Source organism: Flavobacterium channae (genome assembly GCF_021172165.1).
Lineage (GTDB): Bacteria > Bacteroidota > Bacteroidia > Flavobacteriales > Flavobacteriaceae > Flavobacterium > Flavobacterium channae.
This window is the reverse complement of sequence record NZ_CP089096.1, coordinates 267861-294220: the sequence shown is the minus strand read 5'-3', so window position 1 is coordinate 294220 and position 26360 is coordinate 267861. Positions and strand designations below refer to the sequence as shown.

General features: G+C 32.2%; 25 protein-coding genes. 10 read left to right on the top strand and 15 right to left on the bottom strand.

Features of this window, described 5'->3' with window-relative positions:
- Window positions 1–74: 74 nt before the first annotated feature.
- Entirely contained in the window at window positions 75–1619 is a 1545-nt protein-coding gene (locus LOS89_RS01235; protein WP_231837094.1) for an Rne/Rng family ribonuclease, read from the bottom strand.
- A 261-nt stretch (window positions 1620–1880) separates the two neighbouring features.
- Window positions 1881–2186: an HU family DNA-binding protein gene (locus LOS89_RS01230; RefSeq protein WP_255671098.1), complete on the bottom strand. Its 306-nt coding sequence runs from the start codon at window positions 2184–2186 to the stop codon at window positions 1881–1883.
- Between the two features lie 118 nt (window positions 2187–2304).
- Here LOS89_RS01230 and mutY point away from each other — a divergent pair, with 118 nt between their 5' ends.
- The 4 genes from mutY to gldD are packed head-to-tail and all read left to right on the top strand — an operon-like array spanning window position 2305 to window position 5664.
- Complete coding sequence (mutY, locus tag LOS89_RS01225) at window positions 2305–3354, top strand: A/G-specific adenine glycosylase (RefSeq protein WP_231835914.1); 1050 nt, start codon at window positions 2305–2307, stop codon at window positions 3352–3354.
- Window positions 3355–3392: 38 nt separating this feature from the next.
- On the top strand, window positions 3393–3788 hold the full coding sequence (locus tag LOS89_RS01220; RefSeq protein ID WP_231835913.1) for a single-stranded DNA-binding protein: 396 nt from the start codon (window positions 3393–3395) through the stop codon (window positions 3786–3788).
- Window positions 3789–3811: 23 nt separating this feature from the next.
- Window positions 3812–5101, top strand: coding sequence for a gliding motility-associated protein GldE (locus LOS89_RS01215; protein WP_231835912.1), 1290 nt, complete (start codon window positions 3812–3814; stop codon window positions 5099–5101).
- Between the two features lie 5 nt (window positions 5102–5106).
- Entirely contained in the window at window positions 5107–5664 is a 558-nt protein-coding gene (gldD, locus tag LOS89_RS01210; protein ID WP_231835911.1) for a gliding motility lipoprotein GldD, read from the top strand.
- A 35-nt stretch (window positions 5665–5699) separates the two neighbouring features.
- Here gldD and LOS89_RS01205 read toward each other — a convergent pair whose 3' ends face one another.
- Entirely contained in the window at window positions 5700–6068 is a 369-nt protein-coding gene (locus tag LOS89_RS01205; RefSeq protein WP_231835910.1) for a heavy-metal-associated domain-containing protein, read from the bottom strand.
- 110 nt (window positions 6069–6178) lie between these two features.
- On the opposite strand from LOS89_RS01205, the gene LOS89_RS01200 reads away from it, so the two are divergent.
- The gene (locus LOS89_RS01200) at window positions 6179–7048 is read left to right on the top strand and encodes a DMT family transporter (RefSeq protein WP_231835909.1); all 870 of its coding nucleotides are present in this window, start codon (window positions 6179–6181) and stop codon (window positions 7046–7048) included.
- A 48-nt stretch (window positions 7049–7096) separates the two neighbouring features.
- On the opposite strand, the gene LOS89_RS01195 is transcribed toward LOS89_RS01200, so the two are convergent.
- A complete protein-coding gene (locus LOS89_RS01195) occupies window positions 7097–9148 on the bottom strand; it encodes a M16 family metallopeptidase (RefSeq protein ID WP_231835908.1) in 2052 nt (683 codons plus the stop codon).
- A gap of 12 nt (window positions 9149–9160) precedes the next feature.
- A complete protein-coding gene (locus tag LOS89_RS01190) occupies window positions 9161–10486 on the bottom strand; it encodes a M16 family metallopeptidase (protein ID WP_231835907.1) in 1326 nt (441 codons plus the stop codon).
- Window positions 10487–10674: 188 nt separating this feature from the next.
- Between LOS89_RS01190 and rplU the strand changes: the two genes are divergently transcribed.
- The gene (gene rplU, locus LOS89_RS01185; protein WP_231835906.1) at window positions 10675–11094 is read left to right on the top strand and encodes a 50S ribosomal protein L21; all 420 of its coding nucleotides are present in this window, start codon (window positions 10675–10677) and stop codon (window positions 11092–11094) included.
- A gap of 18 nt (window positions 11095–11112) precedes the next feature.
- The gene (gene rpmA / locus LOS89_RS01180) at window positions 11113–11373 is read left to right on the top strand and encodes a 50S ribosomal protein L27 (protein ID WP_026711141.1); all 261 of its coding nucleotides are present in this window, start codon (window positions 11113–11115) and stop codon (window positions 11371–11373) included.
- Window positions 11374–11620: 247 nt separating this feature from the next.
- Here rpmA and LOS89_RS01175 read toward each other — a convergent pair whose 3' ends face one another.
- From LOS89_RS01175 to LOS89_RS01150, 6 genes are all read right to left on the bottom strand, one after another.
- Window positions 11621–14893 carry a PA domain-containing protein gene (locus LOS89_RS01175; RefSeq protein WP_231835905.1) on the bottom strand — a complete coding sequence of 1091 codons (3273 nt, stop codon included), beginning with the start codon at window positions 14891–14893 and terminating at the stop codon, window positions 11621–11623.
- Window positions 14894–14982: 89 nt separating this feature from the next.
- The gene (gene dgt, locus LOS89_RS01170) at window positions 14983–16323 is read right to left on the bottom strand and encodes a dGTP triphosphohydrolase (protein WP_231837092.1); all 1341 of its coding nucleotides are present in this window, start codon (window positions 16321–16323) and stop codon (window positions 14983–14985) included.
- Between the two features lie 29 nt (window positions 16324–16352).
- Window positions 16353–16577, bottom strand: a complete 225-nt coding sequence (locus tag LOS89_RS01165; protein ID WP_231835904.1) for a hypothetical protein — start codon at window positions 16575–16577, stop codon at window positions 16353–16355.
- 119 nt (window positions 16578–16696) lie between these two features.
- Window positions 16697–19132: a ribonucleoside-diphosphate reductase subunit alpha gene (locus tag LOS89_RS01160; RefSeq protein ID WP_231835903.1), complete on the bottom strand. Its 2436-nt coding sequence runs from the start codon at window positions 19130–19132 to the stop codon at window positions 16697–16699.
- Window positions 19133–19245: 113 nt separating this feature from the next.
- On the bottom strand, window positions 19246–20223 hold the full coding sequence (locus tag LOS89_RS01155) for a ribonucleotide-diphosphate reductase subunit beta (protein ID WP_231835902.1): 978 nt from the start codon (window positions 20221–20223) through the stop codon (window positions 19246–19248).
- A gap of 268 nt (window positions 20224–20491) precedes the next feature.
- Window positions 20492–21058 carry a DUF3109 family protein gene (locus tag LOS89_RS01150; protein ID WP_231835901.1) on the bottom strand — a complete coding sequence of 189 codons (567 nt, stop codon included), beginning with the start codon at window positions 21056–21058 and terminating at the stop codon, window positions 20492–20494.
- A 198-nt stretch (window positions 21059–21256) separates the two neighbouring features.
- On the opposite strand from LOS89_RS01150, the gene LOS89_RS01145 reads away from it, so the two are divergent.
- From LOS89_RS01145 to LOS89_RS01135, 3 genes are read left to right on the top strand one after another with little or no spacing between them, the layout of a single operon-like run.
- A complete protein-coding gene (locus tag LOS89_RS01145; RefSeq protein WP_231835900.1) occupies window positions 21257–21838 on the top strand; it encodes a MarC family protein in 582 nt (193 codons plus the stop codon).
- 12 nt (window positions 21839–21850) lie between these two features.
- Window positions 21851–22048: a hypothetical protein gene (locus tag LOS89_RS01140; protein ID WP_231835899.1), complete on the top strand. Its 198-nt coding sequence runs from the start codon at window positions 21851–21853 to the stop codon at window positions 22046–22048.
- Window positions 22048–22656: an FAD-dependent oxidoreductase gene (locus LOS89_RS01135; RefSeq protein ID WP_231835898.1), complete on the top strand. Its 609-nt coding sequence runs from the start codon at window positions 22048–22050 to the stop codon at window positions 22654–22656. The genes LOS89_RS01140 and LOS89_RS01135 overlap by 1 nt, the downstream gene beginning before the upstream one ends.
- Here the strand turns inward: LOS89_RS01135 and LOS89_RS01130 are convergent.
- Genes LOS89_RS01130 through LOS89_RS01115 form a run of 4 tightly spaced genes read right to left on the bottom strand, consistent with a single transcriptional unit; the run spans window position 22643 to window position 26269 of the window.
- A complete protein-coding gene (locus LOS89_RS01130) occupies window positions 22643–23674 on the bottom strand; it encodes a hypothetical protein (protein ID WP_231835897.1) in 1032 nt (343 codons plus the stop codon). The two genes, LOS89_RS01135 and LOS89_RS01130, sit on opposite strands and share 14 nt — an antisense overlap.
- Window positions 23675–23677: 3 nt before the next feature.
- Window positions 23678–25246: a S41 family peptidase gene (locus LOS89_RS01125; protein ID WP_231835896.1), complete on the bottom strand. Its 1569-nt coding sequence runs from the start codon at window positions 25244–25246 to the stop codon at window positions 23678–23680.
- Window position 25247: 1 nt separating this feature from the next.
- Complete coding sequence (locus LOS89_RS01120; RefSeq protein WP_231835895.1) at window positions 25248–25676, bottom strand: deoxycytidylate deaminase; 429 nt, start codon at window positions 25674–25676, stop codon at window positions 25248–25250.
- Window positions 25676–26269: a HupE/UreJ family protein gene (locus tag LOS89_RS01115; protein WP_231835894.1), complete on the bottom strand. Its 594-nt coding sequence runs from the start codon at window positions 26267–26269 to the stop codon at window positions 25676–25678. The genes LOS89_RS01120 and LOS89_RS01115 overlap by 1 nt, the downstream gene beginning before the upstream one ends.
- Between the last annotated feature and the right edge of the window lie 91 nt (window positions 26270–26360).

The following is a 26360-nucleotide window of genomic DNA, read 5'->3' as shown; positions in this document are numbered from 1 at the left end:
TGTCTCAAGTTTATAAAGTAAAGTAAAATTTATAAATAAAAAAACCGCCAATCTTTCGAAAAGCGGTTTAGTTTTTATTTAATTTCATTTCCTTGTCTATCAAAGAAATGATATTCAAGATACGTGTAAGCGTCACGAGGTATAATTTTCACCCATTTCTTATATTCGAAAAACCATTTCGAACGTAAGGATGGAAAACCTTTAGTAAGGTATGCTGCCACAAAAGGGTGTGCGTTTAGAACAACCTTCTTATGGTCTTTAATAATGCGTTCAAGGTCAGATGCTATTTTGTCAATAATTAAAATTGGAGCTTCAATTTCCCCGTTTTCTTTATTAGGGTCTTCTTCTCTTGTTTTAATATTAACTTCTGGTCTAACTCTTTGTCTAGTAATTTGAATTAATCCAAATTTACTAGGGGGCAAGATTTTATGCTTGGCCTTATCGTCACTCATTTCTTCTTTTAAGAAATCGTACAATACTTTACGATTTTCTGGATTTTGCATATCAATAAAATCCACAACAATAATTCCGCCCATGTCTCTAAGTCGTAATTGACGTGCAATTTCAGCTGCAGCAATCATATTTACTTCTAGAGCAGTATCTTCTTGGCTAGTTGCTTTGCTTGAACGATTTCCGCTGTTTACATCAATAACGTGTAAAGCTTCTGTATGTTCAATAATCAAATAAGCACCTTTGCTCATGGAAACTGTTTTTCCAAAAGACGTTTTTATTTGTCGTTCAATATTGTATTTCTCAAAAAGAGGCAGTTCCTTAGACTGATAGTGTTTTACGATAGACACTTTATCGGGAGCTATTTCTTGCAAATACTCCTTCGTTTCAAGATACAAATCTTCATCATCTACATGAATCCCAGTAAAGGTATCATTAAAAACATCTCTTAAGATTGAAGAAGCTTTATTAAGTTCTCCTAATACTTTTGATGGATGATGAGCAGTTTGTAATCTTCTGCACATTGCCGACCAGCGGTCTAACAGTGTTTGCAGATCTTTATCAAGTTCGGCTACTTTTTTGCCTTCGGCTACTGTTCTCACAATAACACCGAATCCTTTTGGTTTGATAGATTGAACCAATCGTTTTAATCGATCTTTTTCTTCTCTTGATTCTATTTTTTGAGAAACAGAAACACGATCTGAAAAAGGAACTAAAACTACATATCTACCTGCTAAAGAAATCTCAGAACTAATTCTAGGACCCTTTGTGGAAATAGGTTCTTTTACTACTTGAACTAAAACTGATTGATTGGCACTTAGAATGTCGGTTATAGCACCATCTTTATCAATTTCAGCTTCAAAAGGAAAATTTTTGAGTGAATAATCTTTTAATTTACCTGCGCTTACAAGTTTAATAAATTTCATCAAAGAAGATAAATTCGGACCTAAATCATGATAATGCAAAAAAGCATCTTTTTCATATCCTAAGTTTACAAATGCAGCATTTAATCCTGCAACAGGTTTGCGTATTTTGGCAATAAAAATATCACCTACCGCAAAATTGCTTTGCTTTTCTTCTTCTTTGTGTAATTCAATTAGTTTTCCATCTTTTAATAAGGCAAAATCTACAGCGTCTGAACCTGATCGAATAATTAACTCTTTGTTCATGCAGTACATTTTTATCCATTCGTTAAAACGAACAGATGGATTAAACATTTTTTACAGGCAGTTGAACCTGGTAATCAATAATAAATTGATTAATTTCAATGAACTTTTTTTCTAAAAAAGAAAAAGTAGTTTTAAACTACTTTTTCTTTTTATGACGGTTTGCTCTCGCTCTTTTCTTACGTTTGTGAGTTGCTACCTTATGTCTTTTTCTTTTTTTACCACTTGGCATAACATGTTGGTGTTTAGATTAATAAATAGTTTTTATACTGTAACTTCTGTTTTTTCTTTAACGCTTTCAACAAACACTTTTGCTGGTTTAAATGCTGGAATGTTGTGAGCAGGGATTTTAATTGTAGTGTTTTTAGAAATGTTTCTTCCAGTTTTTTCAGCTCTTGTTTTGATAATAAAACTTCCAAAACCTCTTAAATAAACATTGTCACCAGTTTCTAACGAGTTTTTCACTTCTTCCATAAAAGTCTCAACTGTTGCTTGAACATCTCCTTTTTCAAGTCCTAATTTCTCTGAAATTTTCGCTACGATATCTGCTTTCGTCATTTTCTTTCGTATTTTTATTTTGTGTATTTTTTTGAGTTTGCAAATATAAGAATTAAAAAAACAATAAATCAACGTTAATTGATTAAATTTTAATTACTAAAGATTTATTTTTGTCGTCTCATTAAAAAACATGGAATTTTCTAACTCTTTAATTCATTGGTATTTACAGAACAAGCGCGATTTGCCGTGGCGAAACACAACCAATCCCTACTGGATTTGGCTGTCTGAAATCATGCTTCAACAAACGCGAGTAGCGCAAGGTTTACCCTATTTTTTAACATTTACCGAAGCTTTTCCAACCATTTTTGATCTTGCAAAAGCAGATGAAGAACAAGTTTTAAAATTGTGGCAAGGACTTGGCTATTATTCAAGAGCAAGAAATTTACATGCTACAGCTAAGTATATTGCCTTTGAATTAAATGGAGAATTTCCATCATCTTATAAAGAATTATTAAAACTTAAAGGAGTTGGTGAGTACACAGCAGCTGCCATTGCTTCTTTTTCATATAACGAACCGGTTGCTGTTTTAGATGGAAATGTCTTTCGTGTTCTAAGCAGATACTTTAATGTTGACAGTGATATTTCGTTACCAAAAACAAAAACCGAATTTCAGAATCTAGCTCAAGAAGTTCTTGCAAAAGACAATCCCGCTCTATTTAATCAGGCGATTATGGAATTTGGTGCATTGCAATGTGTTCCTAAAAATCCCGATTGCAATTCTTGTGTTCTAAATTCGAGTTGCGCTGGTTTACAAAATAAAAGGGTTGATGAATTACCAGTAAAGAATAAAAAAATTAAAATCACAAAACGCTATCTAAATTACCTTGTTTTAAAAGATTTAGACAACAAGATGATAGTTCAAAAAAGAGAAGGAAAAGGAATTTGGGAAAATCTTTATGAATTCCCACTTCTTGAAACTAAAACACAACTAAGTGATTCTGAAGCGATAAATCAAATTGAAGATTTGGATTTTTTCAATCTTAAACCAAGTGAAATTATTGTTTTGAATCCTAATATTATTGTCCACAAATTATCGCATCAACACTTACATATTCGTTTTGTAGAACTTCATTTCGATTCCAAATTACCTGATTCAAAATCGATTAGCGAAATTGAAAAATTACCTTTTCCTATTGTAATTCATAATTTTATGGCTTCAAATTATTTTAATTCGCTTTAAATTACTATTTTTGATTAACCCTAATAAATTTACAAGCCATGAACGGAACATTAAATAAGGTAATCTTAATAGGTCATTTGGGTGATGAAGTTAAGATGCATTACTTTGAAGGAGGCAATTGCATTGGTCGCTTTCCTTTAGCAACAAACGAAGTTTACATCAACAAAACTACTGGAGAAAAAATCACTTCAACAGAATGGCACAATATTGTTGTACGCAATAAAGCAGCCGAAATCTGTGAAAAATATCTTTCAAAAGGAGATAAAATTTACATCGAAGGAAGAATCAAATCACGTCAGTGGCAAGCCGAAGATGGCGCAACAAAATATACAACCGAAATTCAGGTAACCGAATTTACTTTTTTAACTACTAAAAAAGAAACCGATTTAAGTAAATCTTCTTTACCAACAGGTAGCGCACCAGAAGATTTTTAATGTTTAACTAAATTATATCAAATTTGGATCCTGATCCTGCCAGTTTACTTAATACAATAGACTTTGAATTCCTTTTCGGAATTACAGCAATTGTTTTGCTACTTATTTGTTCTGCCTTCATTTCTGGCTCAGAAGTAGCGCTATTTTCACTTTCTCAAAAAGATGTCGATGAAATTCTTGATAAAGATTTCAATAAAGGCACTTTAATTTCAAGATTACTAGAAAAACCTAAAAAACTTTTAGCCACTATTTTAGTAGCCAACAACTTTGTAAATATTGCTGTAGTAATACTGTTCTCCTCTATAAGTGGTCGTTTTTTTAACGGAATTGAATCTTCTGTTTTACGATTTGCAGTAGAAGTAGTTTTGGTAACCTTTTTCCTGTTGTTATTTGGCGAAGTTTTACCTAAAATTTATGCTAATCGTAATAACTTATTTTTCTCTCAAAAAGTTGTTGTTCCTATCACAATTCTAAATAATGTATTAGCACCTATAAGTGTTCCTATGCGAAACAGTATTCTTTTTATTGAAAAGAAATTAAATGTTCAAAAAGGAAATTTTTCGGTAGACCAACTTTCACAAGCACTAGAATTGACTTCACAATCCGATACGACTGACGGTGAACAAAAAATTCTTGAAGGAATTGTAACGTTTGGAAACACTGAAGTTAGACAAGTAATGAGTCCTCGTATTGATGTTTTTGCTTTAAATATTGAAGAATCATTTGAGGAAATTATGCCTAAAATTGTTGAGAAAGGCTATTCACGAATTCCAGTTTATAGAGAAAATATCGACCAAATAGAAGGAATTTTATTTATTAAAGATTTGATTCCTCACATTGATAGCGACAAATTTGATTGGGTAAATTTACTTCGTCAACCTTTCTTTGTTCCTGAAAATAAAAAATTAGACGATTTATTGAAAGATTTTCAAGGAATGAAAAGTCATTTAGCTGTTGTGGTTGATGAATATGGCGGAACATCAGGAATTATTTCATTAGAAGACGTATTGGAAGAAATTGTTGGTGATATCAGCGACGAATTTGACGATGAAGATTTGATTTATTCTCAAATTGATGAAAAAAATTTCTTGTTTGAAGGAAAAATTAGCTTGAAAGATTTCTATCGAATATTGGATGTTGATGAAAATGAATTTGAAAGTAAAAAAGGGGAAGCAGAGACTTTAGCTGGATTTTTACTTGAGATATCAGGAAATTTTCCTAAAAAAAGACAAAAAATAACGTTCCATAATCTTATTTTTACCATCGAAAACGTCGATAAGAGAAGAATAAAACAAATAAAAGTTACGTTATAGTAATCATGATACAAAATATAGTAAAATTAAGTTGTTTGGGATTGTTTTTGAGTTTGGTTTCTTGTGGAGATGAAACCTTGCCAAAACCTAAAGGGCAATTAAGTTTAGAGTATCCGAAAGCAAAATATTCTAAATTAAATTCGGATTGTTCATTTACTTTTGATAAAAATGATTTAGCAAACATTACAAATAAATCATGTGCTTTTGAGATTAATTATCCGAAAATGAAAGCTACTATTTATCTTACGCACAAACCAGTAAACAACGATATTGACAAATTATTACGTGATGCACAAACGCTTACTTATAATCATGTAGTAAAAGCTGACGACATATCAGAACAACCATTTATTAACGACAAAAAGAAAGTGTATGGAATGTTTTATGAAGTAGGAGGAAATGCGGCTACAAATGCGCAGTTTTATGTAACTGATAGCACTAAGAATTTTATTGTTGGAAGTGTTTATTTTTATGCTAAGCCTAATTTTGATTCAATTTTACCTGCAGCAAAATATCTAAAAGACGACATGCGACGAATAATGGAAACATTAGAATGGAAATAAAAAAAGCCCTGAAAATTTCAGGGCTTTTTTTATGATTACATTTTCTTCGATTCTGTTACTTTGTAAGAATCACCACCAGCAACGCCTTCAATGGTTTTTGTTAATGATTCTAAGGATTGTTTTTCTGCGTCGAATTTAACCGTTGCAATTTTAGTATCGAAATCAACTACAGCTTGACCAACACCTTCTTGACCCGCTAATTTGTTTTCAATTGTTTTAGCACAACCCATAGCACAAGTCATTCCGTCAATAGTAAAACTTGCTGTTTGCATTTTTGCTAAATCTGCTTCAGAAACAGTTTCTTTTTTAGTTTCTTCTACAGCAGCTTCTTTATTTTCGTGTTTACAACTTGCAAAAGAAAGCGCTACTAAAAAAGCAAAACCAATATTTTTTAAATTTTTCATAGTACTATTTTTTTAAATAAAAGCCTCTTGATAAAGACTTTGCAAAATTACAAAAAATCATAGTGCTTTTTTAAAAATAAAGCCTGAATTTTGAAACATAAATTTGTGTTATGGAAAACAATTCAACAAAATGGTATTTATTGGTCTTTTTAGGATGCGTTTGGGGTAGTTCATTCATTTTAATGCAATTAGGATTAAAAGGAGTAAATTCGATTCAATTAGGAAGTTTGAGAATTCTTTTTGCAGCATTATTTTTAATTACTGTTGGATTTAAACACATATCAAAAATCCCATTACACAAATGGAAATACATTGCTTTAACATCTGCCTGTGGAACATTTATACCAGCATTTTTATTTGCTTTAGCACTATCTAAAATAGACGGATCTGTAAGTTCAATATTAAACTCGTTAACACCATTAAATACTTTGTTAGTTGGTTTGTTGTTTTTTGGAATAAATGTTCAAAGAAGACAAATCTTAGGAGTTATAATTGGATTCATTGGTTGTGTTTTATTAGTGTTGTTTGGTGATGGAGAAAATACTACAGAAAACTATTATTACGCCATTTTGATTGTAATTGCTTCTATCTTTTATGGTATTAATGTCAACTTAATTAAAAAGTATTTATCCGATTTAAAACCATTAACGATTAGCACTGGAAATTTTGTAGTTATGTTTATTCCCGCGTTAGTTATATTGTACTTCACTGGTTTTTTTGATGTTGTTCATGAAGCAAAAGTGCAAACTTCATTAGGATTTATTGCTATTTTAGGAGTTATAGGAACTGGCTTGTCTAATATTTTGTTCTTCAAATTAATCCAAATTTCATCACCTGTATTCGCTTCTTCTGTTACGTATTTAATTCCTGTTGTGGCTTTTGGATTGGGCTTTTTATTCATGAATGAGTCTTTATCAGCGATTCAATTATTTGGTGCATTTATTGTTTTAATTGGCGTTTATTTTTCGAGCAGAAAATAAAAAAAGCGCTCAATTTCTTGAGCGCTCTTCTAAATTTCAGTTTGTCTATTATTTGAAATCAGCATCAGTTACACCTTCGTTAATTTTAACTTCAGTAGTAATTAATTCAATTTCAATACCTACATTCATTATAGTTTTGTAAGGGAATTTTAATCCTTTTACATCTTTATAATCTTGATAGTATGTTGTCTGAGTCATTTTCTGACCACCTTGCTCTAATTCTTTTGCTTCAGCAACTTTAAATCCAGTTTTTACATCGTAGTAATAAGTAGATTTTCCGTTTTTAATTGCATAAGCATCTGTTCCATTGATGTTTTCAATTCCTGTTAATGTAACATCTTTGTCTGTTAATAAAGATAATTCTTTGAAATTACCAGCCATATCTTGCATATCTTTCAACTCTTGGTCTTTGAAATCTTTTCTTTGACCTTGTTGAACCATGTAAGCTTCTTTTTCATTAACAACTTGTTTCATCATGGTCATTCCCATAGCCTTCATCTCAACACCTAATTTTTTAGGAGCTGTTTTTACTACTAATTCTAAAGGAGTACCTTGTACTGTTCCAGCAGACATAACAGCTAATGTTTTTACATTTTTAACTGCTTTTTCTCCACCAATTGCACTGATGTAGTTGTTTAAAACCGATTGAGCAGTTACACCAGCAGGGATAGGTTTTTTAACTTCTGGTTTTTCTGTTGGATTACCATATTTATCAAAGTAGAAAATTGGTAATTTTTCTTTTTTGCTCATAGCTTCTAAGCCTGGTAAAACATCACCCGCTTTTCCTACGATAACAACTCTTGTTTTATCTGTTAAGAAAAATTTATTTGCTGCATTTTTGATATCTTCTGCTGTTACCGCGTTGATATTTTTAATGTAGTTTTCATAAAAATCTTCAGGTAAACCTTGTGTTTCTTTGTTTAAAGCATAACCAGCAATAGTTGATGGCTTTTCGATTTGCATTACGAAGTTACCAACATATTTTGCTTTAGCATTTTTTAAATCTTCTTCTGAAACCAATTCTGTTCTGATTCTTTTTAATTCGTTGAAAAACTCAACAACTGAACTATCAGTAACCGTGTTTCTCACAGAAGCACTAGAACGGAATTTGTTAATGTATTTTCCAGCTCCGATAGAAGAATAAGCTCCATAAGTCCATCCGTGTTTTTCACGTAAGTTTAAGAACAATCTTCCTTCTCCACCACCACCTAAAATTTGGTTAGCTAATAAAACTGAAAAATATTCTTTATCTGTCATTTTTAAGTTTGACAAGTTAACTAAAGCAATTTCAGATTGTACTGCATTTGGTGTATCAATAAAGTTAATTTGACTGTATTGAACATCTTTAGGTGAAGTATATGATAATTGAGGAGCAGTAGCTTTTTTCCAAGTACCGAATAGTCTTTCAACTTCTTTTTTAACTTCTTTGAAATTAACATCTCCAACAATTACTAAATAAGCATTTGCAGGAACGAAGTATGTGTTGTAATTTAAAATAACATCTTCTAATGTTACATTTTTCAAAGTTTCTTCACTTGTGTATTCTCCTTTATAATGATCTTTACCAAAAACTAAAGCATTTTCAACTCTACGAGCAATAGCAGTAACGCTTTTTTCGTCAGCTTTTAATCCTTCGATCATTTTTTCTTTTTCTTTGTCGAATTCAGATTTATCGAATAATGGATTTAATGCACCATCGGCCATTAATTCTAAAATTCTTTTTGAATATCTTGAAAGACCGTTTGCTGACGCACCAGATGCGTAAAAGTTAATGTTAGCACCTAAGAAATCGATTTCTTCATTAAAAGCATCTTTACCGATTTTTTCAGTACCATTTCCTAACATTCCGCTTAAAATATCAGAAACACCTTTTTTGTTTCCTTCAGCATAAGGCGGATTATCTAAAGTTAAATTGAAAGAAACTCTAGGTAATTTGTGATTTTCAACAACTAAAACCTTCAAGCCATTTTTAAGCACAAAGCTTTGTGGCTTGTTAATGTTAATAGTAGGCGCTGGTCCTGGTTTTGGTTGTGGTCTATCTTGTGCTTGCATAGTTATTGTTAAAAATAAACTGGCTGCTATGTATATAATTTTTTTCATATTCTTCAAATCTTAGTTTTGAGCTTTGTCTTTAGCAGGAACATAATCTAAAATCATTCTTTGGTTTGAGTTTAGATATTTTTTTGCAACGTCTCTAATTTCTTCTCTAGTAATTGAACGATAGATATCAATTTCTGTGTTGATTAAATTAATATCACCATACAACATATAATAAGTTGCTAAATTATCAGCAATACCTTCTACAGAAGCATTGTTACTTACATAGTTGCTTTCAAATTTGTTTTGAAGTTTTTGAAAATCTTTTTCAGAAATTAATTCGTTTTGAATTTTTACAATTTCCTCATCGATTTCTTTTAAGATAGACTCCATTGAATTATCACCCATTGGTAATCCATAAATTAAATACATTCCGTAATCTTCTTGACTGTAGTTGAATGCTCCAATTTGTAAAGCCATCTTTTTATCGTCAACAATCTTTTTGTATAATTTAGAACTTTTACCATCTGAAAGGTAAGATGAAATCATATCCAAAACTCTAGCATCACGAGTTTTCATAGAAGGTGTTCTATATGAAGCAACCAACATTGGGATTTGAATATTTGGATCTTGCCAAGTAGCTTTAAACTCTTTAGTAATAGGAGCTTCTTCAACTTTTTGACGAGTTACTGGAGCACCTTTAGGAATTGCACTAAAGTATTTTTTAACCCATTCTTTAGCTTGAGCTTTATCAAACTGACCAGCGATAACTAAAACTGCGTTATTTGGAACATAGAATTTTTTATTAAATGCTAAAAACTCTTCTAAAGTTGCAGCATCTAAATGTTCCATTTCTCCAATTGTAGTCCATTTATATGGATGTACTTTGAACATGTTTTCTTTTACAGCTTTAATTAAATTACCATAAGGCTGATTGTCAACACGTAATCTTTTTTCTTCTTTAACTACTTCATTTTGTGTATCAACCCCTTTTTGGTCAATAACTGGATGCATTAATCGTTCAGATTCCATCCAAATAGCTAATTCTAAATTGTTTGAAGGGAAAACTTCATAGTAATACGTTCTATCATCAGTAGTATTCGCATTATTGTTTCCGCCATTTGCAGTTACTAATTTAAACCAATCACCTTTACCAATGTTTTTTGTGCCTTCAAATAAAAGGTGTTCAAAAAAGTGAGCAAAACCAGTACGGTTTGGTTGTTCGTCTTTTGCTCCAACATGATACATTACTGAAGTAATTACCACTGGTGCAGAATTATCTTGATGAAGAACAACATGTAGTCCATTGTCTAAATCAAATTCCTCAAATGTTACTTTTTGAGCAGTGGCAGTTCCACCAAGCATAAGTGCAGTACCCAAAGCCATTAAAGATTTTTTCATACGTTATTAATTTGTTTGATATAATGTAATAAGACGCAATTTCGGTATATTGTTACAATAAATCGAAATTTATATTAAAAAAAAATGGTGAAATCGTAATTTTCAATCTTTTATTTAAAACAATAGTTGTTTGGTTTAGAATTTATTGTATATTTGCAACCTTAAAATTTTTAACTAAAATCATTGTTATGTACGCAATCGTAGAGATAGCAGGGCAACAATTCAAAGTAAGCAAAGACCAAAAGGTTTATGTTCACCGTTTAGCTTCTGAAGAAGGAACAAAAGTTTCTTTTGACAAAGTTCTTTTATTAGATGATAACGGAAACGTAACTTTAGGCGCCCCAGCTGTAGAAGGTGCTTCAGTAGAAGCTAAAGTGTTACAACACTTAAAAGGTGACAAAGTAATTGTTTTCAAAAAGAAAAGAAGAAAAGGTTACAAAAAGAAAAACGGTCACAGACAATCATTTACTCAAATTTTAATTGAGGGAATTTCAGCTACAGGAGCTAAGAAAAAAGCAACTAAAAAAGCTGACGTTGAAGTAGCAGAGGTTACTGAAGAAGTAAAACCAAAAGCTAAAGCAACAAAAAAACCAAAAACTGAAGAATAACATTTAAAATATTACGTCATGGCTCACAAGAAAGGTGTCGGTAGTTCGAAGAATGGTAGAGAATCAGAATCGAAACGTTTAGGCGTTAAGATTTATGGTGGTCAAGCTGCTATTGCTGGAAACATCATTGTTAGACAAAGAGGTTCGAAGCACAACCCAGGTGAAAACGTTTACATGGGCAAAGATCATACTTTACATGCTAAAGTTGATGGAGTTGTAAAATTCCAGAAAAAAGGAGAAAACAAATCATTTGTATCTGTAATTCCTTTCGAAGCTTAATAAAAAATTATTTAGCGATATTAAACCTCTCCAATGGAGAGGTTTTTTTATTGCGTAAATTTTATTAATCCGATTCAATCGCAATCAAAAAACATTTTCTACTTCCTCCCTTTACTGTTCCTATTTTAAAAACTAAGAGAACACATTTATATCATCCAAAAGAACTTTTTAAAACAAGTAAATAAAAAGAATAAAAAAGCCGATGACATTAAATCATCGGCTTTATAATTTATACAATCTAACTTTTTTAGTTGTTGATTATAATTTTCTCTGTATAATTTAATTCAGACCCAGCTAATTTAACAACATATACTCCTGTTGACAATCCATTTAAATCAACTGAATAGTTACCAGTAAAATCAACCGAAACCGATTTCACAACTCTTCCATTAATATCATACATTTCAACATTTAAATCTCCTGTATAATTTAAAATAGCAATATTGATTACATTATTTGCAGGATTTGGATATACTCTAATCTTACCTGAATTCACAAAATCAGACGAAGAAAGGGTTGTATTTGTAAACATTCCAGAGAATACTCCTCTACCGTAAGTTGCAGCATATACATTATAATCATTTCTCATATCTAAATCCATAACTTTTACATTACTCATACCATTATATGATTGTGTCCAAGTAGGAGTTGTTGTATCAAAATTATTACAATACCAAACACCAAGTTCTGTTCCGATAATAACCTCTGTTGCAAATCCACCAACATTTCTCAAAGGATTAGGTAAAATAGCTTTTACAGGAATATCTGGGAAGTTTCCTTCTTTGTTTAACCAAGTTACACCACCATCTTTTGTATACCAAATACTAACTACATTATAGTTATGCATAGTTACAAAAATTTCATTATTAGATGCTCCAAACTCAACATCTGAAATACTTCCAACAAATGAAGAACCTGTTATTTCCGTCCAAGTAGGCGTTGCATTTGCAGTAGTTACTCTTAATAATTTTCCTAATCTCGTACCAACTAATAAAGTTGTAGATCCTGTAGTATAAGGAGAAACAGCAAAAGCAGTTGGAGATGCAGTTAAAAGAGCATTTGTTAAATCTGTTCTAGAAATTTGCCCTGGACCTTTTAAGTTACCATATCTTCTAATTTGAAACACACCACCAGCAGTATAATCAGAGTATAAAATATCTAAATTTGAATCTAATACCATTGGAGCGATAAATGCTCCACTATTAGCATTTGTATCATTATCAATCACCTTCCCAGAAACTGAAGAACCCGGCAATGGTCTTAAATTAATATTTTCATTATATACGTAATTTGAAATATAATACTTATCCACATCTTGATCAAACATAGTATAAGCACCATCTCCTCCTTGTGAACGTACACTGCTATTCAAACCAGCAGCAGCATTTCCAAAATATTGAGTTCCGTTATCTTGAGCGCCAGCAGCAAAATATTCTCCCGCTAAACCACTAACAGCTTGTGTAGGAGCCACACCAACACTATAAAATTGAGTAATATTTAATCCGTTATTCCTAGCTGCAATTGCAGTACTAGACCCTGAAGCACCTGATAAAGTTGATGCATAATACACCCCACCATCATTTCCAAAAACAGCTTGGTTTGCATTTCCTGGTCTAAAAACAATTGCGTGTTGATCTGAATGCACATTTGAAGGTGTATTAGTTGTCCAACCAGAAATTGCAGTCCAAGAAGTTCCGCTATTAGTTGATCTATGTAAATTAATACCTCCTATATATACTATAGCATCATTAGTAGGGTCAACAGCAATTACTAAATCGTAAAAAGCTTGACCTCTACAAAAATCCGTTGCAGAAATATCACCATCTGAGGCTGGCTCACCTAAAGTTGTTGGCGTAGTTGCAAATTTATCAGTAGTTAAATATAAGTTTGGCTCCCCATTGGCTCCATCTTCACACAAAACATAAATTTTATTAGCATTGGTTGCAGAAGTAGCAATTTGAGTTCTTCTACCTGAAGGCACTGTATATTTTACTGAAAAATTTGTTCCATTTGTTGAAGACATTATTCTTCCACCACCATCACCGTAAACTGTACTATTTGTTGTTGATAACCAAATTGTATTATCAGCTCCAATTTCGATATCATTTGGACAAGATCTGTTTCTATCAACTGTTAAAGGCAAAGTTAATAAAGTCCAACTTGACCCACCATTTGTAGACTTATATAAACCAAAAGCTGGTCCTCCCATATAAGTAGCTTGGTTTGCAGCATTATAAAACGTATCTCCAACTGCTACATAAATTTCTGACACACCTCCGTTATTTCTAATTTTTATATCATTAATATGTTGTTGCCCTGGAACTAAATTACCTGTAAAGGCTCCAGCAACAACTGGATTTAATGTACCCGAAACAGTTCCTGCAAGAACAGCTGCCTCTAATAAATCCCCATCTTCTTGAGAAATCATTATTGAAGGAATATTAATAGTAGTATCTGTTCCACCCATAGCTACAGGTGTTCCCGAAATATTATTCATCATAATAACTCCTACAGCACCAGCATTTTGAGCCGATTTTACTTTAACTGTAAAATTACAAGAACCTCTTCTAATTAAAGCAATTTTACCATTTAATGCAGCAGCATTTGTTAGTGTTTCACAACCATCAGATGCTGGCGCTACATTATCGCTTACTAAAACAATATTAGCCGTAATAGGTGACACTGGAGTAATTCCAAACGCCGTTGTAGGATAACAAGTATACTCCCCTGCAATACCTGCCGGGCTATTAATTGTTAAACTTGCCGCAGATTGAAAAGATGTAGAACCTGTAATTCCTCCAAAAATTTTAGTCCAAGTTACTCCTCCGTCTGTAGATTTCCAAACACCATTACCATTTACATCTCCACCAACATAAGATTCACCTGTTCCTAAATAAAAAGTACTTGTACTATTTGGATCATAAGTAATTGCAGTTACCGATAAGTTTTCATCAATATTTACTCTTGTCCAAGCTGTATTTGTTGTAATATCATTATTAACCCATAATCCACCACTTACTCCACCAGCAAAAACTCTTTTGTAAGTTGCATCATTAGGATCAAACATAATTGCTCTAACTCTACCTCCAACATTATTAGGACCTCTTTCAATCCAATTGTTATCAGTACCATCACCAGGAACTCTTCCTGCCGCTAAAGCCAATTGTCTTTCTCTTTGCAATTGTTCTCTTACCTGAACTAATTTTTCAGGAGTAGGAGCTCCAGTCACAGGATCCATTGTCAATTCCCATTCTGTTTCATAATATTTATCCGGTGGAATTGCCATCGCTTTTCTTTGAGCTTTAGTAAGCGATAAAGTTTTGTTGAAAGGAGATTTTGCTAAATTCTCAGCATGTTTCTTTCTAACAGCTTTAGCCTGTTTTTTTGTCAATGGCTTTGAAGCTGCTACTACATTAGTAGATTTATCGGTTTTCCCTTTTTTATCATCCGCATTTGATTGACCAAATGATAAAGAAAAAACGAACAATGTACTAAGTAAAAATAGTAATTGTTTTTTCATGGTTTAATGGGGTTAAAATTATTATAATTTCAACAAAATTAGCATTTTACATGAAATTTGAAAATTTTTTATAATTTATTTTTTCATGTTCATTTATTTGCCTGAATAGTCTTATATAATTCTAAAGCCTTTCCGTCTGTTAATAATGAAACAAAATGACAAATATGTAACAATCTGTCATATAAATTTTCTTTTTGAAACTGAAAACGCTCTGGAAGTAATTTCAACAACAACACATCATAATTAGATGCCTCACCACTTACTTTATTGTTGTAAGCCGTACAAAAACCATCCAATAAACTATTGATGATTTTATAACCCATTACTTCTTTCTGAATTACTTCTCTACTTTGATATACGTTTTTGATACTGATTTGGATTATATCATTCATTTGGGCTTTATATTGGCTTTTATCCATTAACGCGAATGGAAAATCCCCAGCCAAAATTGCTTGCTCGTTTTCTATAAATACCGAAACAGCATCATTGATTAAACTTCCAATAGCTAAAGCTCTTAAATAACTAATTCTATCTTCTTTTGTAATTAATTCGTTGTACTTTTTCGTATCTATTCCGTTTTTAACCAACTTAATCAAATACTCTAAAGCGTATTCTTCAGGAATCAATCCTAAATTGATTCCGTCTTCAAAATCAATTATCGTGTAACAAATATCATCGGCTGCTTCTACCAAATACGCCAAAGGATGACGCTCAAAACCAATATCATTTCCGCTTTTATTCGAAATCAGACCTAACTCGTTGGCAACTTCATTAAAAAACTCTTTGTCTTGCTGAAAGAAACCATATTTTTTATCGCAAATTTTTGAGGTTGGTTTTTTTGGTAAACTCTCTTTTGGATATTTCATGAAAGCACCCAAAGTCGCATACGAAATACGCAAACCACCTTCGATTCCTTCTCTTGAAGATGCTAATACTGAAAATCCGTTAGCGTTTCCTTCAAAATCAATTAAATCTTGCCATTGTTTATCCGTTAATTGATCTTTGTATTGTAAACCATTTCCGGTTTTGAAATATTCGCCAATTGCTTTTTCTCCGGAATGTCCGAATGGTGGATTCCCGATATCGTGCGACAAAGCTGCCGCAGCCACAATCGCACCAAAATCATTTGGTTGATAACCGTGAACTTCTTGTAAATGCGGATATTTAGCAATGATTTGTTTTCCAACCAAACGACCTAAAGAACGTCCAACAACAGAAACTTCCAAACTATGCGTCAATCTATTGTGAACAAAATCGGTTTTAGAAAGCGGAATAACTTGCGTTTTATCTTGCAAACTTCTGAATGCTGAAGAAAAAATAATTCGATCATAATCTACTTCAAAGCCTAAACGCGTGTCGTCTTGCTCTTTTCGTAAACGTTTACTTGTATCGCCTTGTCTTTTTAAAGACAAAAGTTGTTCCCAATGCATCATGTGATTTTAGGTTTATGATTTTAGAATTATTCTTTTTCGTTTGCTAAAAAGAAATTTCTCGATTTTTTTGGATATTGATTGTAACTCTTATCACTTGGGTTTACAATTACCGATTTGATGTTGATTTCATCGCCTAATTTGAAGTTCTTCTCTGTGTATTGGTAATCCAATAAATATTCACCACAGAAATAGTTTCCATCTGCATCTTGTTCAATAATCCCTGTGTAAACGCCTTTTTTATCTTTTGACATAATTGCTATTTTTTTCAAATGTACGAATTGCATCGTAATTATTTTAAAAGAAAAACAGTCGTTCGCCTTAGCGAACAACTGCTTTCTATATTCTATTTTCTATATTCTGTTTTCTCAGATTAAGAACCACACATTTCGCAATCTTCTGGACCCGAATTACGTGCTCTTTCAATCATAGCTCTATACTCTTCAGCCGACATTTCAGCTGGCTCATCTAAAACTGCAATTGCTTCTACTTTTTTAACTTCTGTTTGTGGCGCCTGTACTTCAATTGGCTCCGCTTTTTTATCATTATTTAAAGTAAACTTAATTGCATCAACCGCAGCTTTTGTTCTTAAATAGTACATTCCTGTTTTTAAGCCCGATTTCCAAGCGTAGAAATGCATCGATGTTAATTTAGCATAATTTGCATCTTGCATAAACAAGTTAAGCGATTGCGATTGGTCAATAAAGTAACCTCTTTGACGACTCATATCGATAATATCTTTCATCGACATTTCCCAAACTGTTTTGTACAATTCTTTTAAGTCAGAAGGAATTCTTTCGATATTTTGCACCGAACCATTATGACGCATGATTTCTTGCTTTAATGATTCGTTCCACAAACCTCTTTCTACTAAATCATGTAATAAATGTTTGTTTACTACAATAAATTCTCCTGATAATACTCTTCTTGTATAAATATTAGATGTATATGGTTCAAAAGCTTCGTTGTTTCCTAAAATTTGAGAAGTTGAAGCTGTTGGCATAGGCGCAACTAACAACGAGTTTCTTACTCCATTTGCTATTACTTCTTTTCTTAAACTTGCCCAATCCCAACGACCAGAAAGTTCTTCATCTTTAATATTCCAAAGGTTGTGTTGGAATTCTCCTTTAGATATTGGTGAACCTTCAAAAGTTGAATATGGACCTTCTTCTTTTGCCATTTCCATAGAAGCAGTAACGGCTGCAAAATATAAGGTTTCAAATATTTCTTGGTTCACTTTTTTAGCTTCATCACTTGTAAAAGGTAAACGCATCATGATAAAAGCATCTGCTAAACCTTGCACTCCTAATCCTACTGGACGGTGACGCATGTTTGAATTTTCAGCTTCTAAAACTGGGTAATAGTTTCTATCAATTACTTTGTTTAAGTTACGTGTTACACGTTTTGTTACGTTATATAACAATTCGTGATTAAACACTCCGTTTTCAACAAACATTGGTAAAGAAATAGACGCTAAGTTACATACTGCAATTTCGTCTGCAGAAGTGTACTCCATAATTTCTGTACATAAGTTAGACGAACGAATTGTACCCAAGTTCTTTTGGTTTGATTTTCTGTTCGCTGCATCTTTATACAACATATAAGGTGTACCTGTCTCGATTTGAGATTCAAGAATTTTTTCCCACAATTCTCGTGCACGAATGGTTTTTCTACCTTTTCCTTGTGCTTCGTAAGATGTATAAAGCGCTTCAAATTCTTCACCATAAACGTTGTCTAAACCTGGACACTCGTTTGGACACATTAATGTCCAAGTTGAATCTTCTTCAACACGTTTCATGAACAAGTCAGAAGTCCACATTGCAAAGAATAAATCTCTTGCACGCATTTCTTCTTTACCTGTATTCTTTTTCAAGTCTAAGAATTCGAAAATATCAGCATGCCATGTTTCCAAATAAATAGCAAAACTTCCTTTACGTTTTCCTCCACCTTGATCTACATAACGAGCCGTATCGTTAAAAACACGCAACATTGGGACAATTCCGTTTGAAGTTCCGTTTGTGCCACGGATGTATGAACCTGTAGCTCTTACATTGTGAATAGCTAAACCGATTCCTCCAGCTGATTGTGAAATTTTTGCTGTTTGTTTTAAAGTATCGTAAATACCATCAATACTATCATCTTTCATTGTTAACAAGAAACAAGATGACATTTGAGGTTTTGGAGTTCCTGCATTGAATAATGTTGGTGTAGCATGTGTAAAGAACTTTTTCGACATTAATTCGTAAGTTTCAATAACCGCTTCTAAATCATTTAAGTGAATTCCAACAGAAACACGCATTAACATGTGTTGTGGACGCTCAACGATTTTACCATTGATTCTTAATAAATACGAACGCTCTAAGGTTTTAAAACCAAAGTAATCGTAGTTAAAATCGCGAGTATATATGATGTGAGAATCTAAAAATTCTGCATTTGCCTGAATAACTTCATGTACCTCATCAGAAATCAAAGGCGCTTTTTGATTCGTTCTTGGATTTACATAGTGGTACATTTCACTCATCGTTTCCGAGAATGACTTGTTTGTATTTTTGTGTAGATTAGAAATTGCAATACGAGCTGCAAGTTGGGCATAATCTGGGTGAGAAACAGTCATAGAAGCTGCGGTTTCTGCTGCTAAATTATCTAATTCTGAAGTGGTAACACCATCGTATAAACCTTCAATTACACGCATTGCCACTTTAACAGCATCTACCATGTCATTTAATCCATAACATAGTTTTTTAATCCTATCCGTGATTTTGTCGAACATTACTGGCTCTTTATGGCCATCTCTTTTTACTACATACATAAGCTTTTTAGTTTTTTGAAAACAGACAATCCCTTCCCTATTTTCGATTAGTATTTATTGAACAAAAGTGCAAGTCTCCCGACATTTTATAGCACTCCATATTTTATTAATTTTTAGAAATCAGCGTCGAAACTAATTTTGCTCGATTCTGAATCAGAGTTCATAACTCCTGCTTTTTGATATTCTGCAACACGCTTTTCAAAGAAATTGGTTTTTCCTTGTAATGAAATCATATCCATAAAATCAAATGGATTAGAAGCATTGTAAACTCTTTCGCAACCTAATTCTACTAACAATCTATCCGTTACGAATTCTAAATATTGCGTCATTAAAGTAGCATTCATACCGATTAAACTTACCGGAAGTGATTCCGTGATGAATTTTCTTTCGATATTTAAAGCATCTACAATAATTTCAGTAATTCTTTCTTTAGAAACTTTATTAACAATATGATGTCTGTGTAAATGAACTGCAAAATCACAGTGCATTCCTTCATCACGTGAAATTAATTCGTTAGAAAACGTTAATCCTGGCATTAAACCACGTTTTTTTAACCAATAAATTGAACAGAAAGAACCAGAGAAGAAAATTCCTTCAACAGCTGCAAACGCAATCAAACGCTCTGCAAAAGAATCCGACTCAATCCATTTTAAAGCCCATTGTGCTTTTTCTTTGATGGCTGGGAATACTTCAATTGCATGAAACAACTGGTTTTTCTCTGCTTCGTCTTTTACATATGTATCAATCAATAACGAATACGTTTCGCTATGAATGTTTTCCATCATGATTTGGAAACCATAAAAGAATTTAGCCTCAGGATATTGTACTTCGTTTACAAAGTTTTCAGCTAAGTTTTCGTTTACAATTCCGTCAGATGCAGCAAAAAACGCTAAAATATGTTTGATGAAATATTTTTCATCATCGTTTAGTTTATTATTCCAATCAGTCAAGTCTTGGTGCAAATCTATTTCTTCTGCTGTCCAAATACACGCTTCTTGTTTCTTGTACCATTCCCAAATATCTTGGTGTTTGATAGGAAATATTACAAATCGATCTTTGTTTTCTTGCAAAATAGGTTCCACTATAGACATAGCTATTTGATTTTAAAAATGTTAATGATTGGTTAAATTGATTTATTTGGGGATTACAAAGTTTGTCATTTGAAATGAAAAATGAAAGGCAAACTTATTCACAATTGAGTTAAGTTTTTAACAAAGCTCAGATTTGTCAGTAAAATAATATATATTTTTCAACTAATTGATTTACAATTAATTAAAAAACATAAAACAAAAGTTAAAACCTTGTTAGCAACTGAAAAACCAGTCGTTCACAACGATTTTTAAAACTTAAAAATCAGGATTATTTTTTTAATTCTTTGGCTACTTTATCCAATTCGTCAAACCATTGTTGTCCGAATTTTCTAACCAGTGCTTCTTTCACAAATTGATAAACTGGAACACCTAATTCTTGACCTAATGAACATGCATCATCACAAATGTGCCACTTGTGATAATTCACCGCTGCAAAATCAGAATATTCTTTAATTCGAATAGGATATAAGTGACAAGAAACTGGTTTTTTCCAATCAACAACACCTTGATTGTAGGCTTGCTCAATACCGCAAAGCGCTGTTTTACCATCAAAAATCACGTAAGCGCAATCTTTACCATCGATAAGTGGTGTTTCTAATTCACCAAAATCAGAAACAACATGAGTTCCTTGTTCTTCGATAGCTTTAATTCCTTCAGGACGAAGAAAAGGTTTTACTTTAGGGAAAATTTCAGCTAAAATTCTAGTTTCTTCTTCATCTAAGGGAGCACCTGCATCTCCATCAACACAACAAGCACCTTGGCATGCCGATAAATTGCAAACGAACTCTTTCTCTAAGATTTCTTCCGAAACTATAGTTTTATTTAACTGAAACATGATGTATAATTTAAAGTGCAAAGATACGACTTTGAAATCAGATTTATGAAATTAGAATTTAGAAGTTGATTTGATTTATGAAATTGACTTGAAATTTTGAAATTGCCATTGCTATTGAACTTCATATGATAATGTATCGTTAAATAAAAAAGGCACTTCGTTTAATATCCTTATATTTGCATAAAAATTGAGCGTTTTATGGAATTAGGAATCAATTGGAAAGATGTATTTACCATAAGTATGATTCTTTTTGCGGTAATTGATATAGTAGGAAGCATTCCGATTATTGTTGATTTACGTAGTAAAATGGGGCATATTCAATCTGAAAAAGCGACTATTGTTGCAGCTATTATCATGATTGCTTTTCTATTTGTAGGTGAAGAAATTCTAAAATTAATTGGTATTGATGCCAATTCGTTTGCCGTTGCTGGTTCTTTTGTATTGTTTTTTCTTGCCTTGGAAATGATTTTAGGAATCCGACTTTATAAAGAAGACAATCCAAGCACGGCTTCCATTGTTCCAATTGCATTTCCATTAATTGCCGGAGCAGGAACAATGACAACGATTCTTTCCTTGCGCGCCGCTTATGATAAGATAAACATAATAATTGCCATTGTAATTAATGTCGTGGTGGTTTATGGTGTTTTAAAATCATCAGGTAAAATTGAACGCTTATTAGGAACTAACGGATTAGGTGTAATTCGAAAAGTTTTTGGTGTTATTTTACTTGCAATAGCAGTGAAATTATTTGCTGCAAATGTTAAAGGATTATTTATTTAGAAATTTTATAAAATGAAAATTTTCACTTATGTGGCAGTAGCCATTTCATTAGCTTTAATCGTTTTCAACCTTTTTCAAATTGATTATTCTAATCCGTTTGAAGGACAAAGTACTGTTGCAATAATCGGTGTAGTTTCTGGAATTTGCGCTATTTTATTATTAGTATTATTGCGCCTTTCTAAAATGATTGAAGAAAAAACAAAAAACTAATGTTAGATGTTTTAATTATTGGCGCTGGTGTTTCTGGCGTTTCGTGTGCTTTGATTTTGGGTTCAGCCCTAAACAAACCTTTTGCTATGGATAAAAAAATTGCAATTGTGGCGCACCAAAAAGCCTCTTCGTTACAAAATGCCATTTTTAATAACGCATACGGAATTCCCGCAGGAAAATTAGGAAGTGAATTATTGGAAGAGAGTTTGGAACATTTAACCCAATCTTATCCGCACGTACAACAAATTCATGGCGAAAAAGTGATTTCCATTTTAGGAGAAGCTGGAAATTTCACAATTACTACCAACAAATCTTCGCTTCAAACTAAAATTGTTGTAATTGCTATTGGTTCTGGAAATCCTTTTACCATTGAAGGATTAGAATCGTTTGTAACCCCACATCAAAAAGCAGCTCCAGAGAAAAACAGAATTCAATTAAAAAATACCGACCATTTGGTTACCGAAGGTATTTACGTAGCAGGTGTTTTAGCGGGACACAGAAGTCAGTTAAGCATTGCCGCTGGAAGTGGAGCTTCAGTAGCAACGGATATTTTAACGTTGTGGAATAACGGAAATCCGGTGCAGGTGCATGATGCTATTGGGAAATAGAATCAACCTTACTTCTTGACATCATATAATCAAAAAGTCCAACAATTATTGGAAAGCTAAAAATAACTAACCAAATCATAGTATGTCTTGGCAATAAATCATAATAGCTATTAAAAAAATACAGACTACTACAATATAAAATGCAGATTAAAGAACTTTTTCTTGAAACTTGACTGTCTGAAAATCGTTTAATATGTGCACTTTTTGCATGATATAAATCTTTCTTATAATTACCGTTTTTGTTAGGCAATAAGTCTGTAAGGAAAAAATAATTTTGCAAAATATAAATAGCTGAAATTCCTAACAGGAAATATTGTATTCCTATATAAAGTCCTTCAGTAAAATATTCTGAATCTTCAATGTTTTTACTTGTAAAAACTCTAAAAACATTATCTAAAGCAAATGCAAAAACAACTATTGAACTCCAAACACTTAAAACAAGTCTACTTGTCCTAGTCAGAGTCAAATATGATAAAGAATGGAAAATTGAGTAAATCGCGAACAACAATCCAATTATTAAAAGAATTTTAACAATAAGAAAATCTATATTCACAAATCCATAATCTATAACCCAATATATTAATGACAAGGATAATAATAGTGTAATTCCTTCTGTTAACTTTTGCACAATCTTTTCTTTATAAAATACAGCAGAAATAACTACGTAAATAATAACAATTGTCTGAAGCCAAAATTCAATGTGTGATTCTATCCTGTAGTTTACTTCATTTTTTTTTGGTAAAAAAGCTATAAAACTAAAAACATAAGCACCAATAAATTTAAAAAATACAATTTTCCAATCTTTTGAAATCCTATAACTTTCAATAAGAACACCGCTTAATAATGCAATCAAACTAATCGAAAAAAACCTCCTTTCACTTACAGTAATTTTGTAAACAATAAAAAGGGTAAATACTAAAGCAAAAATTGAAACCCAAACAAAAAAAGGCATCAAATTTATACCCGCAGATTTTCTTTTAGGTTTTACACTAGTTCTTTTCTTTAAACTTAATTTCATATTTTACTTACTCAACACTTTATTCACCATATTGTCTTTCTTTAAAATCAATTGGTAATAGGCTTTTTCGTTAAACAGTTGACGAACAAATTCTGCTTGAAGATAGAATAATACTTTTTCTTTTTGAGTATCCAAATTAAACAGCAAACCTCCTTTTGCCATGTATATTTTAAAATCATTAAAATAATTTCCTTTCTTGATTTCGATTTCTAAATCATCATTGGAAATTCCATCGAATTTTTTACGGTTTTTATCCAATTGTTCGAAAACAAAATAATTCACCAATCCAGATTGCATTAACATTGTCAATCCTTCCGAACCGTGCGCATCTTCATACGGAACAAAAACATCCGGCATTATTCCACCACCACCGTATACAATTCTTCCTTTTTTAGTTTTGAATTTTAAGCTATCCGCAATTTTGACTTTGTCTTTTTCGTACAATTCGCCGCTTTCAAATCTTTTATCAAACTCGTTAAAGTAATTTTCACCTTTGTCTTCATAAGGTTTTTGAATAGAACGACCCGATGGTGTGTAATATCTTGCTACGGTTAATCGAACAGCGGAACCATCACCTAAAGGCATTTCGCGTTGCACCAAACCTTTACCAAAAGAACGTCTTCCAAAAATCAATCCTCTATCGTTATCCTGAATTGCACCAGCCAAAACTTCGCTGGCAGAAGCACTATTTTCATTGATTAAAATTGAAACTTTGCCAGTTTCAAAAATTCCTTTCTCTGTAGCAAGAGTTGAATCTATATTTCCTTTTTTGTTTTTGGTTTTAACGATTAATTCTTTGTTTTTCAGGAATTCATCAGCAATTTTTTCAGCCGAATCCAAATAACCGCCACCATTGTCTCGCAAATCGACAATTATATGATTAGCTCCTTCACTTTTCAACTTGGTTAACCCAGCTAAGAATTCCTCATAAGTTTTTTCAGCAAAACGATTGATTTTGATATATCCCGTAGTTTTATCTAACATTTGGGCTACATCAACACTTTTTATTGGAATAACATCACGTGTAACATTTACAGCAAATTTTTTCTTTTCAGATTTTCTGTAAACGGTCAATTTTACGTTAGAACCTTGCTCACCTTTTAGGATAGAAAACAATGTATCAGTTTCTAACTTTTTATTGTATAGCTGTAGTTTATCCGCAAATAATATGCGATCTCCGGCTTTTAAACCCGCTTTTTCTGAAGGTCCGTTTGGAACAGGTTTAATGATGGCAACCGAATCGTTGTACATATAAAAATTAACGCCAATACCAACAAAATCACCACGCATACTTTGTTCGACAGCGGCTAATTCCTTTTTAGGAATGTAAACTGAATGTGGATCTAATTTTTCTAAAATTCCATTTACGGTTAGATCAACAATAGAATCTGTATTTAAACTATCAACATATTCTTTTTCAATAAAATCGATAAGTTTGTTTAGTTTATTTCTGTTAGCATTTTTGCCAAGAAATGTATTTTCAGTAGAAGGATTGAGTTTACTTCCCAATAGCAAACCGCCCGCAACAGCTACTGCGAGTACAATTGGAAAATATACTTTGTTCATTCTCATTTTAACCTAAATCTTCTATTAATTCTACCTCAACTCCTGCCTTTCTTAAGAAATCAACACCTGAAGTATCTTTATATTCTTGATGATATACTACTCTTTTAATTCCTGATTGATGAATTAATTTACTACAATCTTTACAAGGTGAAAGCGTAATATATAATGTTGCATCTTCACAAGATTGCGTAGAACGCGCTACTTTTAAAATAGCATTTGCTTCAGCGTGTAATACATACCATTTGGTTACATTATCTTCGTCTTCACAACAATTTTCAAAACCAGAAGGCGTTCCGTTGTAGCCATCAGAAATTATCATTTTACCTTTAACAATAATTGCACCAACTTTTTTTCGTTGACAATATGACAAATTTCCCCACTCTTTGGCAATGCGCAAATAGGCTTTGTCGTATTTTTCTTTTTTTTCTTTCTTCATTATCTGTTCCAAATTTCGCTTTCAATAATCATTGGCAAAACTACACCAATTATAAATGCTGACATAACTAATGCCCAATCTCTTTTTGAAAAACGGAAAAAAGTTTGTACTACGTATGAAATGATTAATACCATCAAAACTACTATAATTTGAGCAGCTTCTATTCCTAATGCAAATTCTAAAAGAGGCAGTAACTTATCTGAAGTTTTTCCTGGCAAAATAGCTTTGAAATAATTAGAAAATCCTAATCCGTGAATAATTCCAAAAAACAAAGTGACTATTGCCACAAATGTGATGCTTTCATTTTTTGAAGATTTACCTGCGGTAAACAAATGAAAAATAGCTGTAATTAAGATGGTAATTGGAATTAAAAACTCAACTAAATTGGCTTGAATTTGTACAATTCCGTAAACTGACAACAACAAAGCCAATGTATGCCCAAGTGTAAAAAGCGAGACTAAAACAAAAACATTTTTCCAATCTTTAAAGGCATAAGGCACCATTAAAGCAATTAAAAAAAGAACATGATCGTATGCATTAATATCTAATACATGCTTTAGACCAATATTAAAATACATCCAAAATTCTGACATAACAATTTATTTTTGGGGAAATTCAAACTTACGATTTATTTTTTTAAGCTACCAAATTCTGCATCACAAAACCTTCTTAATTTGTTGTAAA